Source organism: Testudinibacter sp. P17/SS/0325, from assembly GCF_053570765.1.
In genome coordinates, this window is the sequence record NZ_CM131635.1 from 814,214 (window position 1) to 829,052 (window position 14,839).

A 14,839-nucleotide genomic window follows, 5' to 3' on the forward strand; every position below is an offset into this window, starting at 1 on the left:
ATGCAAAACTTGAATCATATTGATTTAATTCAATCAACTTATAGGGTTTTATACCCTATAATGATGATTAAATATGAGATCCAGCTCTCAAATAATCACAATGATTAAAATAAATCACATTAATGTGATGTAGATCTCTTTTTGTTGGCTTTACGTGTAAAGAGTGGAACAAAAAAGCGGACTCTGGTTAAGTTCGTGAGTGTGTATACTCGGCATGAAAATATATGCCTCCGGAGAATAAGAGGCATATATTAGAATAATAAGTGCTAATTATTGACTAGATCTTTATTATTTTCAAATAATTGAAGAGTGCTGTCTAAATGTTTGATCAGCTCTTGTGTGCCGACAAATGTCGGAGAAACACTATAAGCCTCTTCGGTTTTTTTCTGGAAATCCGGTTGTTCGGTTACTTTCTGAATGGCATTTGCCATTTTGGCCACAATTTCGTTATCTGTGCCTTTTGGAAAGCTTAAGAAGTAATATCTTTCTGCCAACCAGTCATATCCTTGTTCTTTGGCGGTAAGAACATCCGGGAACAGTTTGTTACGGTTTTTATTAATCACTGCCAAAGGAATAAAATCACCGGAATCAAAATAGGATTTCATTACGCCATAAGGATTAACGTTAATGTCAATTTTACCTGCCAGTAAAGCTGCATTTCTATCTGTTCCGCCACCGGCATCAACAATATTGAAGTCGACATCGGCTAATTGTTCAAACACTCTGCCTAGATAATATGAATATCCACCAACGGAAGAGGCATAAATCAGTTCACCCGGTCTTTTTTTGGCCTCGGTAACTAAATCATCCAAATTTTTCATATTGCTGTTTGCGTTAACGGCAATAACATATGAATCATCAACAATGGTCGCCGCTACCGGAGACAGTGCCTCGTGTGCTTGGGTAGCCGTACCAACCACTTTATTGGTTAACATCGATTCATGAAAGAATAAGGCGGTATAACCGTCTGGTTTGGCATTGACGACTTGTCGCATGCCGGCATTACCATTTGCGCCGGAAACATTATTAACAATAATAGTGACACCCAATTCTTTTTCTAAGTGGCTAGCCAGATTACGCGCATGGAAGTCTGTATCACCGCCGGCATTAAAGGGTACGATAATGGTGATATTTTTATTGGGCCAGCTATTAGAATCTGTAGAAGTCTCCGCATTTTTACTGTCTTTATCGCATCCAACGATAAACATTCCTAAAGCCGCGGTTATAAATAAACTGAATATTTTCCTCATGGTAAATCTCCTTGTGATATATTAGTTGATATGTTTTTTCTTTATTTGTGATCTGACGGCAAAAATAATAACGATAGCAGTCATGATGAAAAATGCTAATGCGATAGGTGCTCTGAAAAACTCAAAAAAATCCCCGCGGGAGAACATCAATCCCCGTCTTAAATTAACTTCGGCAAGCGGGCCGATAATAAATCCTAAAATAAATGGTGCGGCCGGAATAGATAATTTAAAAAATGTAAAGCCGATCACGCCGAATAAGACGGTTGCCCAAACATCAAAGAAATTATTTCTCACCCCGAAAGCCCCGATGATACAAAACAGAAAAATAGCAGGTAGTAAGAAATGTTTTGGGATAGCCAAAATTTTGGTGAAAAGGCGCAAACCATAAAATTCCATTAAAAACATGATAATGGCACCGACAAACATCGCAACAAAAATAGTATAAACAGTGCCTACATTTTCAGTAAACATCAGTGGTCCGGGCACAATACCGTGTAATGTTAATCCGCCAAGTAAAATGGCGGTAACGGTATCTCCGGGAATACCCAGTGCCAACAAGGGTACCAAAGCGCCGCCGATAGCAGCATTATTCGAAGATTCGGATGCAACCAAACCGTCCATAATTCCGGTGCCGTATTTTTCAGGATATTTGGAGGTCGATTTGGATACGGTGTAAGCCATCACATTGGCTGCACCTCCTCCGATACCCGGTAAAATACCGATTGCGGTGCCTAATGATGAACAGAGCAAGAAGTTTTTTATTTGCCCGAAAAACTCTTTGATTGAGAAACCAAGTCCTTTGACAATTTTAATTGCGGCAATCACCTGCATATTATTTCTTTCTGTTTTCACCGTGTCTGCTTTGGAAATAATTTCGGTTATTGCAAATAAACCGATTAAAACCGGTAAGACATCAAAGCCATAGGCGATTTCTTCCGAACCAAAAGTAAAGCGATTAACCGATGAAATACTGTCCATGCCTACGGTTGCAAACATACACCCCATTAATCCGGAAATAAGCCCTTTCCAAATATTGTCTCCGGATAAGCCAACCAGCATACTTAATGAAAATAATGCAACGGCAAAATACTCATAAGCACCGAATTTTATCGCGATTTTAGCCAATATTGGTGACAGGAAAACCAAGACAACCGTTGAAAAAATAGTACCTAGAAATGAGAAGGTAACGCCAACACCGAGAGCTTTGAACGCTTGACCTTTTTTGGTCATGGGATAACCGTCGAAGCAGGTTGCTATGGATGATGGCGTGCCGGGAATACCCGCTAAGATTGCAGTAATTAATCCTCCGGAAATACCGCCGATGTAGAGTGCGATTAATAAAATGATAGAGGTATTCGGATCCATCGCATAGGTAATCGGTAAAAATAGGGCGAGCGCCATGGTGGCAGATAATCCGGGGACAGAACCAAAGATAATGCCAATAAACACTCCGCCTATCATACAGATCATTCCACTGACAGTTAATAGGGTGGAAAATCCTTGTAATAATAAATCATACATAATTCATTTCCTTTAGAAGAGAATACCGGATGGCATAGTTAAGTTTAAATAATGACTAAATAAAAAATTGGCAATGATTGGCAACATAATAGAAAATATAATGTATATCCATAATCTTTTTTGAATATAATCCGGTGTCAACATCAGGGCAAGGAAAAAGAGAAATGGCATGGATACCAAAACAAACCCTACGTATTGAATCAAAAGAATATAAACAAATATCAATGCCAATATGGCAAAAATTCTTTTCCAATCCGCTTGTTTTTTCTCTTTTTTTACCGGGCTATCTTTTATTTTAATATAAGATGTCAGCATTAATGCTATGGAGGTTATTAATAATAAACCGCCATAAATTTTAGGCATAAAATCTGCTTCTACACTGACAACATTCTTCGTGTTGATAAAAAATGAGCTGATCAAATACAAAATAGCCACGAAGAAAAAGATAAACCCGGCCATAAAGTTTTGGTTTGAGAAATATTTTTTCATATTTCCTCCTAGTACAATATCAGCATTGTTAATATTTTAAACAGCGGTTATAGTAACTTTTGATAAATGGCTAAAATATCGACTTTAGTCATCTCCCGCGGATTATTATCCAATAAGCGTCTGACCTTAAATGCCGAATCCACCAATTCATCTAAGATTTCTTCATTAATTCCGACCGCACTTAGATCACATTTAATCTCTAAATCGCGGATTAACGCATACAGCTCGTCAATCATCTTTTCAGCCGCTTGCTGTTGTGTGCAGCCTTGCAAATCTAAGCCCATTGCTTGTGCAACGTTAGCAAATTTTTCGGTACAAACCGGTAGATTGAATTTCATCACATCGGCTAATAAAATCGCATTGGATAGTCCGTGTGGAATATGATATTTACCGCCGAGCGGGTAAGAAAGCGCATGTACCGCCACGGTGCTCGACGTTGCAATGCAGGCACCGCCTAAAAACGAGCCTAGTAACATATTTTCACGCGCGGTTATATTTTTTCCGTCATTGAACGCAGTGCGGATATTTTGTGCAATCAGTTCAATGGCTTTTAACGCGAACATATCGCTGAACGGGCTGGCTTTTTTAGAGATATAGCATTCGATGGCATGACACAACGCATCAATACCGGTGTTGGCGGTAATGCTTTTCGGTAAGCCGAGCGTCAATTCCGCATCTAAAATGACGCTGCTTGCCACCAATTTTTCATCGACAATCCCGATTTTGAGTGCTTGTTCCGTATCCAATACAATTGAGTTTTGGGTCGCTTCGGAACCGGTTCCCGAGGTTGTCGGCACCATTAAGGTTGGCAGACTGCGTTGGATAAATTTTTTCTGGCCGGAGGTCACTTTTTTTAACGAAATATCCTGATTACGTAGCATTAATGCGACCAGTTTTGCCGTATCCATCGCACTGCCGCCGCCAATACCGATCACCATATCCGCATTGAATTTCACCGCTTCATTGAAAATATGATTGACCGCTTCCAGCGGCGGCTCCGGTGGTACATCGCTGATAATATGCACGGCAATGCCGGCTTGTTCTAGAATCCGTTGCGGCTTGGCGGTTAAACCGGCTTTAAACACACCGGTATCGGTAATGAGCACTACGTTTTTTGCGTTATAGCCTTGGGCAACGTCGGCGATTTGTGTGATAGAACCTGCGCCGCCGATTACTTTGCTTGGATTAAATAAAGAATAAATACCTGACATTTTGTTGTTTCCTTGTTGTTTATTTGTTCCATCTCGGATGGTTATACACTTCCGGATTACAAACGTTTTCCCAACGTTCACCGTTGAGCACCGCAAGTACGCCTTCGGCTGCCATTGTTGCCACTCCGGAAGCCGCCTCTTTGGTTTGCCCTGCCATATGTGGCGAAACGGTGACATTATCTAATTCAAATAACGGGGCGGTGGTGTCTACCGGTTCAGAAGCAAACACATCCAAACCTGCGCTATGGATCAGCCCTTTTTCCAAGGCGACGGTTAATGCCGCTTCATCAACTACCTCGCCTCTGGCACAATTGATCAGAATCGTGTTCGCCGACATCCAGTCGATCTCTTGTGCGCCGATTAAATTGCGTGTTTCGGGAGTGAGCGGTACGTGAATGGAAATGACGTGAGATTGCTTGATGGCTTCATCTAACTGAGAACAATAGAAGTAACCTTCTTTTTCAATGGTTTCCCGGCTCACAAACGGATCATAAACTTTGACTTGCATCCCGATTGCGCTCGACATCTGTGCCAAAATCGAACCGATCCGACCATAACCAATCAGCGCCAATGTTTTGCCGTTCAGTTCATAGGCTTTGTAGCTGCTGCGAATAGCAAAATTGCCTTTGCGCATTTCTTTATCAGAGCGGATCAAATCCTTTGCGCAGGCAAACATCAGGGCAAAAGCGTGCTCCGCCACGGATCGCGTGTTTGCGCCCGGCGCAATCACGACCGGAATCCCCAGTTCGGTTGCGGTTTTAACATCAACATCATCAACTCCGACACCGGGTCTGCCAATGACTTTTAAATTCTTTGCTTGCAGCATGGTTTGACGATCAATCGAACCGATCCGGATAATCAAACCGTCGGCATCGAGTAACTCCGGCAGCATTGCCGCCGGAGAGCCATCATTAGTAATCGCAATTTTCGTATTCGCTTGTTCTAAAATTGCCATGCCATCATCGTGTAAGCGATGGGAAATAACGACTTTTTTCATTGTGTTTCCTCGTTATTCGTACAATTTAAAGACTGCTTGCAGTGCCTGATCAATGGTTGGATTTGCGCAGTTTGACGGTTCCCGTGCCGGGCCGACATTATGACCGCGCAGTTGCGCCGCGCGTTTCACCACTGAGTTCGGATTGCCCATTTGCATTACGTTACGGAAATCACGGATTTTTTTCTGTGACGTATTGGCTTTTTCGAAATCGCCTTGTTTCCAGTATTCGTAGATTTCAACCATCAGTTCCGGGAAAACGTTGGAACAGCCGCTGATTGCGCCGGTGCCCCCAGCCAGTAACGTCCAAAGAATCGAGGAGTCATTGCCCGCCATCACGCTTAAACGCGGATCAGTATTCTCAATGTATTTCAGTGAATTATCGAAGTTTCCGCTGCTGTCTTTGATCCCGATGATGTTGTCAAATTCAGCCAGTTTTTTCAGGGTTTTATAGTCGATATTGTTGCCGGTGCGTGCCGGAATGTTATACAGCAGAATTGGCGCCGCCACGTTTTTCGCAATAGTGCTGAAATGACGATATAGGTCATCTTGTGAAACCGAGACAAAATAAGGCGAAATAATCGACAGGACATCGACACCTAAATCCATTACTTGTTTGGAAAATTCGATCGTTTCTTTGGTGGTGACGCAACCGGTGCCGACATAAACCGGCACGCGACCGTTAACCGCTTCGATTGCGGTTTTGATCACGTCCAATTTTTCTTGCCGGTTAAAGGCGTAAAATTCGCCGTTGGTACCCAACGGAAAAATCCCGTGAATTCCGGCGTTGATCAGATATTCAATAAATTCTTTATAAGCACCCGGATTAAATTTTTCGTTTTCATCTAAACTGGTTAAAACGGGAGCGATAATGCCTTCTGGTTTAAACATAATAATTTCCTCATGTGATTTAACATAACTTGTTGTGATTAGGCATATTTCACATTTGCCATTTTGGCGCCTAAATAGAGTGCTTCGGTCATGCTGCGACTATCGGCAATGCCTTGACCGGCAATCGGGAAGGCGGTGCCGTGATCAACCGAAGTGCGGATAAACGGCAAGCCGACCGAGACATTCACGCCGCTATCGAAGCCTAATAATTTGAGTGGGATATGACCTTGGTCGTGATACATCACCACGACAATATCGAACTCATTCAAATTCGCCGCGCGGTGGAATACCGTATCCGGCGCGATCGGCCCGATCACATTAATGCCTTGCGCTTGCGCTTCTTTCACTGCCGGTGCGATCTCTTTTTCATCTTCGTCGCCAAACATGCCGTTTTCACCGGCATGCGGATTCAAACCGGCAACGGCAATTCTCGGTTGTTTGAAACCGAGCATTTTGATATTTTCATCGGCAAGCTGGATAACCTTCATCACGCGCTCTTTTTTCACCAAATCACAGGCTTGGCGCAGTTGGATATGGGTGGTGACGTGAATGACATTCAGTTTTTCGCTGGCTAACAACATGGAGAAATCTTTAGTTTTGCTCAGATAGGCGAGAATTTCGGTATGACCGGGGAACATTTTTCCACCGGCGTGTAACGCCTCTTTATTCAATGGAGCAGTGACAATCGCATGGATTTTGCCTTGCATGGCATATTCAACCGCTCTTTCGACATACTCGTAAGCGGCTTTTCCGGCGCGGGCATCCACTTGGGCGAACGGCAAATCTGCCGGTAAATTATCCAGATCAATCATATCAATGGTGCCGAATTCACTTTTGGTATCTTCGATCTGCTCAATCACCCGCAGTTTTAAGGCAGAGTGAACAATTGCTAAGGCTCTTTGCATGATTTTTTTATCACCGATCACAACCGGGCGAGCCAATTCATAGATTCTTTTATCTTCCAAGGCCTTAATGATCACTTCAGGGCCGATACCTGCCGCGTCTCCCATCGTAATGCCTAATACTGGTTTCATTTAACGCTCCTTATTTGGTGTATTCCGAATAAAATTAATGACTTTCTCAAAAACGCCCGGGGAACCGAATCCCCCGGCTTTGGTGATGATCGGGATGTCGTGAAGTGCGGTATGCGGCAAATAGCCGAATGGCACCCCGCTTTCAATCTCTCCGGCGATACGGTAGTGTTCCGCCTGCAACGCTTGCGCCACGCCAATCGCAATATCGCCGCCGGTGAGAACCAAGCCGGCAAGGCGGTGGTCGATTCGTTGTAACGTGGTGTTTACTATGTCGGATAATAATGAGCAAATTCGCTCACCCAATTGTGCCCTGGTTAACGTCAGTTGTTTGCATAACGCGTTGATACCTTGTCGCGCTTGTTGGCTGCTGTCGGTTTTGAACAGGACGGTTTGCTTGTCGGTAAGTTGTGCGTAAAGTTGATCGATTAGCCGACTGCGATAGCCGTTATCCGTCAAAAGCGGTTCTATTTTGACTTCAATCAACTGTGCCAAATTCCGCTCCAGCAGGTATTCGGCTTGCTTCGCACTAGCCTCACTCATTGACGCGACCACAAACAATAGCGCGGAGCTGTCGACGTATTCACGATAGAGCGTGTCGGGCAAAAAAGCAGCTAATCCCGACGAACCGGCGATAATATATGATTCATCTATTTGCTTGATTATATTGCTGATTAATGCAAAATCTTGATTTTTTTCCGCATCGAAAGTGAACAGGCATTGCGTGGATTGCGCCATCTTTTGCCGCAGATAATCCATGCAGTCAGCACTTCTTAACATTTCCAATTCTATTTCAATAATCGGAAGTGCGGTCTGGCTGGCGAGAATTTCACTCACGCGCGAAGAATAAATCGGCGTTTTCGGATCGGTTGCGAATTCGGTGTCAGTCAGCGGTACGCCGGCAAGATAGCAGATACCGTTTCGTACCGTTCTTCCGGCGTCGGGTAATGCCGGACAGAAAAAAACCGCCTGCCTGCCGGAGGCATTCAGCGCCGCTTCTAGCTCGGCACCGACATTGCCGCGCAGGGTGGAATCGGTTTTTTTATAAATTGTGAGTGCGGCGGTTTGGTAAGCCGCAACAACCGCACTTACCCGTTCGGCGGCTTGCTGGCTGCGGAGTGCACGGCTGTCGGTATTGACAACAATCACATCGGCTTGTGCCGGGTGGCCTTTGTTTTGCCAGTTTAATGCAACATCGACCGTGGCTTGCTTGTTGCAAAACTGAACGCCGGTATCATTGGCTCCGGTAAAGTCGTCTGCAATCACCAACATTTTCATTCTGCTCAATCGCCTCATTTGTTTCTGGATGTGAAGGATTATAGCGAGAACATCCGGCTAAAACTTTGTGCCAGATCACAAATTTGATTATTTGCAATCTTTTTGATTTAAAATAATCAAATATTATTTTTTTAAGTATGCCTTATAAGTTTGTTTTTCTATTGGATTCTGCATAAAATATAACAATCTATTTTTATCGGAACCCCAAATGACACCAACCCAAATCACCTTTTTCGAACGTTTTGAAACCAATATTCTCAACGGCAGTAAGACCATTACGATTCGCGATCAGAGCGAAAGCCACTATCAGCCGAACTCGGTGGTTGATGTGTTGACTTACGAAAGCCAACGCTGGTTTGCACAAATTCGGATTCTGTCCGTCAATGCCATTCGTTTTGACGAATTAAACGAAGAACACGCCCGGCAGGAAAATATGACGCTGGAGGCGCTGAAAACGGTAATCAGCGAAATTTATCCTAATGAAACCGCACTTTGGGTTTTAGAGTACGAATTGGTGAAATAAAAAAATCCCTGCCGAACAGCAGGGATCTCATTGTGATTAAGGCGAAATTATAAAATTTCTTTCGCTTTCGCCACCACGTTTTCCACGGTGAAACCGAACAGTTTGAACAGTTGATCGGCCGGAGCGGATTCGCCGAAGCTGTTCATGCCGATGATACGGCCGTCGAAGCCGACGTATTTGTACCAGAAATCGCTGATACCGGCTTCGATTGCCACGCGTTTGGTCACCGCACTTGGCAACACCGATTCACGGTAAGCGGTATCTTGCGCGTCAAACACGTTGCTGGACGGCATTGAAACCACGCGTACTTTTTTACCTTCCGCGCTCAATTGTTCCGCTGCTTTCACCGCCAGTTCCACTTCAGAACCGGTGGCAATCAAGATCAAATCCGCCGTGCCGTCGCAATCTTTCAACACATACGCCCCGCGCGCGACGTTGGCTAGCTGTTCCGCATTGCGTTCCATTTGCGCTAAGTTTTGGCGGGTGAAAATCATTGCACTCGGGCCGTCTTTGCGCTCAACCGCCGCTTTCCACGCAATTGCCGATTCCACTTGGTCGCAAGGGCGCCAAGTTTGCAGGTTCGGGATCAAGCGCAATGCGGCGGTTTGTTCGACCGGCTGGTGGGTCGGACCGTCTTCGCCCAAGCCGATGGAATCGTGGGTGTAAACGAACAGCACGCGTTGTTTCATCAATGCCGCCATACGCACAGCATTATGGGCGTATTCCATAAACATCAGGAAAGTTGCGCCGTAAGGAATGAAACCGCCGTGTAAGGCAATGCCGTTCATGATTGCCGACATGCCGAACTCACGCACGCCGTAGTTGACGTAGTTGCCATCCACGATATTGGCGCGGATCGGTTTTGAACCCGACCATAAAGTTAAGTTTGAACTTGCCAAGTCGGCTGAACCGCCTAAGAATTCAGGCAATAATGGCGCAAAGGCTTCAATCGCGTTTTGTGAGGCTTTACGGCTGGCGATGGCGGCAGGATTGGCTTGCAATTTTTCGATAAAGGCTTGTGATTCCGCCGCCCAGTTTGCCGGCAGATCGCCGTTCACGCGGCGTTTGAATTCTGCGGCTAATTCGGGATAAGCGGCTTGGTAAGCGGCGAATTTTTCATCCCAGGCTTTTTCCGCCGCTTGTCCTTTGGCTTTTGCGTCCCACTCGGCGTAAATCTCGGTAGGGATTTCAAATGCCGCGTGCGCCCAGTTTAATGCTTTGCGGGTTAAGGCGATTTCTTCGTCACCCAACGGTGCGCCGTGGCTGTCGTGGGAGTTGGATTTGTTCGGCGAACCGTAACCGATAATGGTTTTACAGATAATCAAGGTCGGCTTGCCGGTTTCCGCTTGCGCTTGTTCAACCGCACTTTTCACCTGTGCCGCGTCGTGTCCGTCAATCGCAGGGATTACTTGCCAGCCGTAGGCTTCGAAGCGTTTCTGCGTGTCGTCGGTGAACCAGCCGTCAACATGACCGTCAATCGAAATATTGTTGTCGTCGTAGAAGGCAATCAGTTTGCCTAAGCCCAGCGTACCGGCAAGAGAACAGGCTTCGTGCGAAATCCCTTCCATCAAACAGCCGTCGCCCAAGAAGACATAGGTGTGGTGATCAACGATGTTGTGACCGTCACGGTTGAATTGCCCGGCTAAGGTTTTTTCCGCCAGCGCCATACCGACTGCGTTGGTGATCCCTTGTCCCAACGGACCGGTGGTGGTTTCCACGCCCGGTGCGTAGCCGTATTCCGGGTGTCCCGGGGTTTTGGAATGCAGTTGGCGGAACTGTTTTAAATCGTCGATCGACAAATCATAGCCGCTCAAATGCAACAGGCTGTAGATCAACATTGAGCCGTGTCCGTTCGACAGCACGAAACGATCGCGGTTTGCCCAGCTTGGGTTGGTCGGGTTATGCACTAAAAAATCGCGCCATAACACTTCGGCAATGTCCGCCATGCCCATCGGTGCGCCCGGGTGTCCGGATTTTGCTTTTTGTACGGCGTCCATACTTAAAAAACGGATCGCATTTGCCAATTCTTTGCGTGAAGCCATGTGATTCTCCTGTTCAAAATAGAAATAATTATTTGCCAAAAAATAGTTTGTTGAGTTTACACCAATCTGGGGATAAATGTGGATAGATAATCTCAATGACTTAAATTTCAAAAACTTTTTGTGATCGATCTCACACTTCTTCGACCAATGAAAGTGCGGTTTCGACCACCTCAACGCCGGCACCTGTTTTGTGCGCCTTTTCGCTGAGGTAACGCCGCCATAGCTTGGCGCCTTTGCAGCCTTGAAATGCCCCGACCATGTGCCGCGTGATATGGTTTAAATGCGTGCCGGCGCTCAGTTCTTTTTCAATATACGGCAACATTTTTTCCACCGCCTGACGCGGGGTCACCACCGCACTTTGCGGATCGAACAACGTTTGATCGATAAATCCGAGCAGACTTGGATTTTGGTAGGCTTCGCGCCCGACCATCACTCCATCGACAAACTGCAAATGGCGTAACATTTCGTCAAGGGTTTTAATCCCGCCGTTAATGGCGATTTTTAACTGCGGAAAGTCGCGTTTCAGTTGATAAACCCGTGCGTAATCCAGCGGCGGAATTTCACGGTTCTCTTTCGGGCTCAGCCCCGACAGCCACGCCTTGCGCGCGTGAATGGTCAATTCCTGACAACCGGCTTGATTTACTTTTTGTACAAAATCACACAGAAAGTCATAACTGTCGAGATTATCAATCCCAATCCGCGTTTTCACCGTCACCGGAATCGAAACCGCACTTTGCATTTGCGCCACGCAATCCGCCACCAAATCGGCTTTTGCCATTAGGCACGCGCCGAAAAAGCCGTTTTGCACCCGATCCGACGGGCAGCCGACATTCAGATTGATTTCGTTATAGCCGTATTGTTCGGCTTTTTGCGCACAAAGTTTGAGCTGCGCCGGATCACTGCCGCCCAATTGTAACGCCACCGGCTGTTCGCCTTGATCGTAAAGCAGGTGATCGTATTTGGCGTGAATAATCGCACCGGTGGTAATCATTTCGGTGTAAAGCAACGCATGGCGGCTGAACTGGCGGTGAAAATAGCGGCAATGGCGCGTGGTCCAGTCCAACATCGGGGCGACCGAAAAACGGGCGCGGTAGTGAGTGTGCATAAAGTAAATAAATATCCTGTCGTTTAAGTCGGTTGATTGGTTTGCGTGACGGCGGCGGCTTTGTTGCTCTCTTCTTGAATCCGTTGCCGAAAGCGGCTGGCGGCAAGATGGTAAAACGGTTTCGGGCAGAACTGGCGCGAAACCAACGACGCCAATAAGCAACACACCAGCAACCAAAATAGCACCGGCTGGCTGCCGGTCATTTCCATTACCACCACACTGGCGGTGACCGGTGATTGGGTTGCCGCCGCTAAAAACGCCGCCATGGAAAGCAAGACTAACAAGCGTTGATCGACTGCGCCGCCGGTCATTTCCCAAATTTGTGCCCCCAAAGCCGCGCCGGCGGTCAGTGCCGGGGTGAAAATCCCGCCGGCGATCCCTGCCCAATAGGTTGCCACCGTGGCAAATAATTTGGCAACGCCCAAGCCTTCGATAGACAACGGTGCGTTATGTAATAAATGGGTGACCACATCATAACCGGTGCCGTAGGTCGCGCCTTTCGAGTAACTGCCTAATGCAGCCAAAACCACTCCCAGCAGGGCGGCGATCCATAACGGATGGCGCCGAATCCAACCGCGCCAACGCGCAGGGGAATATGTCGCCAAACCTTTCGCCAATAAGCGGGCAAAGATACCGCCGAAAAAGCCGCATACGGCGGCACAGAGTAAGACCCAAAGATACAAGTGCGGTACGTCCGTGGCGCCGCTGTACTGCGGAAAATAGGGATTGTTGCCCATCAACGCCACTTGTATAAAGCCCGTCGCCAAGACGCCGAGCAGTACGAGCCGTTCCCAACGCAGCAGCATTCCGCGTCCCAGTTCCTCAATCGCGAAAATCACGCCGGCTAGCGGCGCGTTAAACGCGGCAGCCAAACCGCCCGCCGCCCCGGTTGCCATCAATTCGTTGCTGCTTAAGCCTTTGAATGCCAAATTGTGTTTACGACAAAAATTGCCCCATGCCAACATCACCGCCGCGCCGACTTGAACCGACGGCCCTTCGCGCCCGACCGAAGCACCGATCAACATGGCGAAAAAGGTGAGCGGAATTTTCCATAAGGTTTGCCCGAAGGCGACTAGGCGGGTTTTGTTGCCGCCGTGCGGTAAGGAAATGCTGGCAATCACTTGCGGAATGCCGCTGCCGGAAACATAAGGGGTGTACTTGGTGGTGAACCAAGCGAGCGTGACCATGCCGAGCGGCAACAGCAGCCAGACCAATAACGGATATTTTGCCGCCCAGTGGGCGTTCCATTCCAACCCTAATTCTGCCAATAACGCAAAGCCCAATGAGAACAACGCCACCCAGCCTGCACCGATCAACAGACAGGCAAATTCCACGCTTTTACGCGACAAACGCCAAGTTTGATGCGTTTTATGCCGTAGATAAAACCGCACTTTACGCAGGAAATGAGAAAAATTAGGCAACATGGGATTTTTTCAGCCGATTGAATAAAGCTAAATTATAACTGAAAAACCGGTAAGAAACAGTGCTAAAAGCACAAGTGCGGTATGGGATAAGCAAAACCGCACTTGGAGATGGGTGGAATGTCGCTTTAATGGCAATTTTTACTGTTGTCGCAGCCGCAACATTTATCACAATTCGGCAGGGCGGATTTTTCCCCGGATAAACAATGGTTGCCGCAATAATCAAGGTAACCAGAATAGATTCAAACATTTTTTTGAAACATTCGGTGCCGGGTACTCGAATTTTAACGGCTGTTTGAAAAATCAGCGGCTCGATAAGGAAACATCCCTTTTTACGGCGAAATGACATACACTATTGTCATTCTGTTATAAGGAACGCCATCATGAAAAAACCGCAAGCCAACGCGTTTAACGCCATCAAAAAAAGCCAGGGCAAACCACCCGCCAGTAAAAACAAAGGCGAAGTGCGGATCATCGCCGGTCTTTGGCGCGGGCGTAAATTGCCGGTGTTGCACAGCCAAGGCTTACGCCCGACTACTGACCGAATTAAAGAAACGTTGTTTAACTGGCTAATGCCGTATATCGTCGGCGCACGTTGTCTGGATTGCTTTGCCGGCAGTGGCAGCTTGGGTTTTGAGGCATTATCGCGCCAAGCAAGTGCGGTTCAATTTTTCGAATTGGGCAAAGCCGCTGCCAAGCAGTTGCAGCAAAATCTACAACGACTGGATTGCAGCAAGGGTTTAATCCAACAAGGCAACACCCTGCAACTGCTCGCCAATGGCAATCCGCATGCGCCGTTTGATATTGTGTTTCTCGACCCGCCGTTTCAACAAGGGTTGCTTGCGCCGACTTTAGAAGCATTAAACCACGGCAATTGGCTGGCTGCCGACGCCTTGGTTTATGTTGAAAGCGAAAAGCAACTGGGCGAGATTAATGTACCGCCAAATTGGCAACTGCTGAAAGAGAAAATCGGCGGCGAGGTGTGTTTTCGGTTGTATCGGAATGGGATATAAAAAATAGTAATGTAATCAGAAGGCATTTTTCAATATTATACGATCACCATTTTTGTAATTTCAAAAAACT

At 46.6% G+C, this 14,839-nt stretch carries 14 protein-coding genes; 2 read left to right on the forward strand and 12 right to left on the reverse strand.

What is annotated here, in order from left to right; genetic code table 11:
• Positions 1-266: 266 nt before the first annotated feature.
• The 8 genes from ACWA50_RS03945 to ACWA50_RS03980 are packed head-to-tail and all read right to left on the reverse strand — an operon-like array spanning position 267 to position 8,665.
• Entirely contained in the window at positions 267-1,250 is a 984-nt protein-coding gene (locus ACWA50_RS03945) for a tripartite tricarboxylate transporter substrate binding protein (protein WP_431054019.1), read from the reverse strand.
• A 21-nt stretch (positions 1,251-1,271) separates the two neighbouring features.
• Entirely contained in the window at positions 1,272-2,771 is a 1,500-nt protein-coding gene (locus tag ACWA50_RS03950; protein ID WP_431054020.1) for a tripartite tricarboxylate transporter permease, read from the reverse strand.
• 12 nt (positions 2,772-2,783) lie between these two features.
• Positions 2,784-3,260 (reverse strand): tripartite tricarboxylate transporter TctB family protein, encoded by a 477-nt coding sequence (locus tag ACWA50_RS03955; protein WP_431054021.1) that lies wholly within the window; start codon positions 3,258-3,260, stop codon positions 2,784-2,786.
• A 47-nt stretch (positions 3,261-3,307) separates the two neighbouring features.
• Positions 3,308-4,471 carry an iron-containing alcohol dehydrogenase gene (locus tag ACWA50_RS03960; protein ID WP_431054022.1) on the reverse strand — a complete coding sequence of 388 codons (1,164 nt, stop codon included), beginning with the start codon at positions 4,469-4,471 and terminating at the stop codon, positions 3,308-3,310.
• Between the two features lie 19 nt (positions 4,472-4,490).
• Positions 4,491-5,468, reverse strand: coding sequence for a hydroxyacid dehydrogenase (locus tag ACWA50_RS03965; RefSeq protein ID WP_431054023.1), 978 nt, complete (start codon positions 5,466-5,468; stop codon positions 4,491-4,493).
• A gap of 12 nt (positions 5,469-5,480) precedes the next feature.
• Positions 5,481-6,356 (reverse strand): dihydrodipicolinate synthase family protein, encoded by an 876-nt coding sequence (locus tag ACWA50_RS03970; RefSeq protein WP_431054024.1) that lies wholly within the window; start codon positions 6,354-6,356, stop codon positions 5,481-5,483.
• 38 nt (positions 6,357-6,394) lie between these two features.
• Positions 6,395-7,390: a 4-hydroxythreonine-4-phosphate dehydrogenase PdxA gene (gene pdxA, locus ACWA50_RS03975; protein WP_431054025.1), complete on the reverse strand. Its 996-nt coding sequence runs from the start codon at positions 7,388-7,390 to the stop codon at positions 6,395-6,397.
• Positions 7,391-8,665 (reverse strand): four-carbon acid sugar kinase family protein, encoded by a 1,275-nt coding sequence (locus ACWA50_RS03980; protein WP_431054283.1) that lies wholly within the window; start codon positions 8,663-8,665, stop codon positions 7,391-7,393.
• 208 nt (positions 8,666-8,873) lie between these two features.
• On the opposite strand from ACWA50_RS03980, the gene yqfB reads away from it, so the two are divergent.
• Positions 8,874-9,188: a N(4)-acetylcytidine aminohydrolase gene (yqfB, locus tag ACWA50_RS03985; RefSeq protein ID WP_431054026.1), complete on the forward strand. Its 315-nt coding sequence runs from the start codon at positions 8,874-8,876 to the stop codon at positions 9,186-9,188.
• A 47-nt stretch (positions 9,189-9,235) separates the two neighbouring features.
• On the opposite strand, the gene tkt is transcribed toward yqfB, so the two are convergent.
• From tkt to ACWA50_RS04005, 4 genes are all read right to left on the reverse strand, one after another.
• Positions 9,236-11,230, reverse strand: a complete 1,995-nt coding sequence (gene tkt, locus ACWA50_RS03990; RefSeq protein WP_431054027.1) for a transketolase — start codon at positions 11,228-11,230, stop codon at positions 9,236-9,238.
• Between the two features lie 130 nt (positions 11,231-11,360).
• Positions 11,361-12,335: a tRNA dihydrouridine(20/20a) synthase DusA gene (dusA, locus tag ACWA50_RS03995; RefSeq protein ID WP_431054028.1), complete on the reverse strand. Its 975-nt coding sequence runs from the start codon at positions 12,333-12,335 to the stop codon at positions 11,361-11,363.
• Between the two features lie 23 nt (positions 12,336-12,358).
• Positions 12,359-13,759 carry a chloride channel protein gene (locus tag ACWA50_RS04000; protein ID WP_431054029.1) on the reverse strand — a complete coding sequence of 467 codons (1,401 nt, stop codon included), beginning with the start codon at positions 13,757-13,759 and terminating at the stop codon, positions 12,359-12,361.
• Positions 13,749-14,105 (reverse strand): hypothetical protein, encoded by a 357-nt coding sequence (locus ACWA50_RS04005; RefSeq protein WP_431054030.1) that lies wholly within the window; start codon positions 14,103-14,105, stop codon positions 13,749-13,751. Before ACWA50_RS04005 ends, ACWA50_RS04000 begins: the two co-directional genes overlap by 11 nt.
• 34 nt (positions 14,106-14,139) lie before the next feature.
• Between ACWA50_RS04005 and rsmD the strand changes: the two genes are divergently transcribed.
• Entirely contained in the window at positions 14,140-14,769 is a 630-nt protein-coding gene (rsmD, locus tag ACWA50_RS04010; RefSeq protein ID WP_431054031.1) for a 16S rRNA (guanine(966)-N(2))-methyltransferase RsmD, read from the forward strand.
• Positions 14,770-14,839 lie beyond the last annotated feature (70 nt).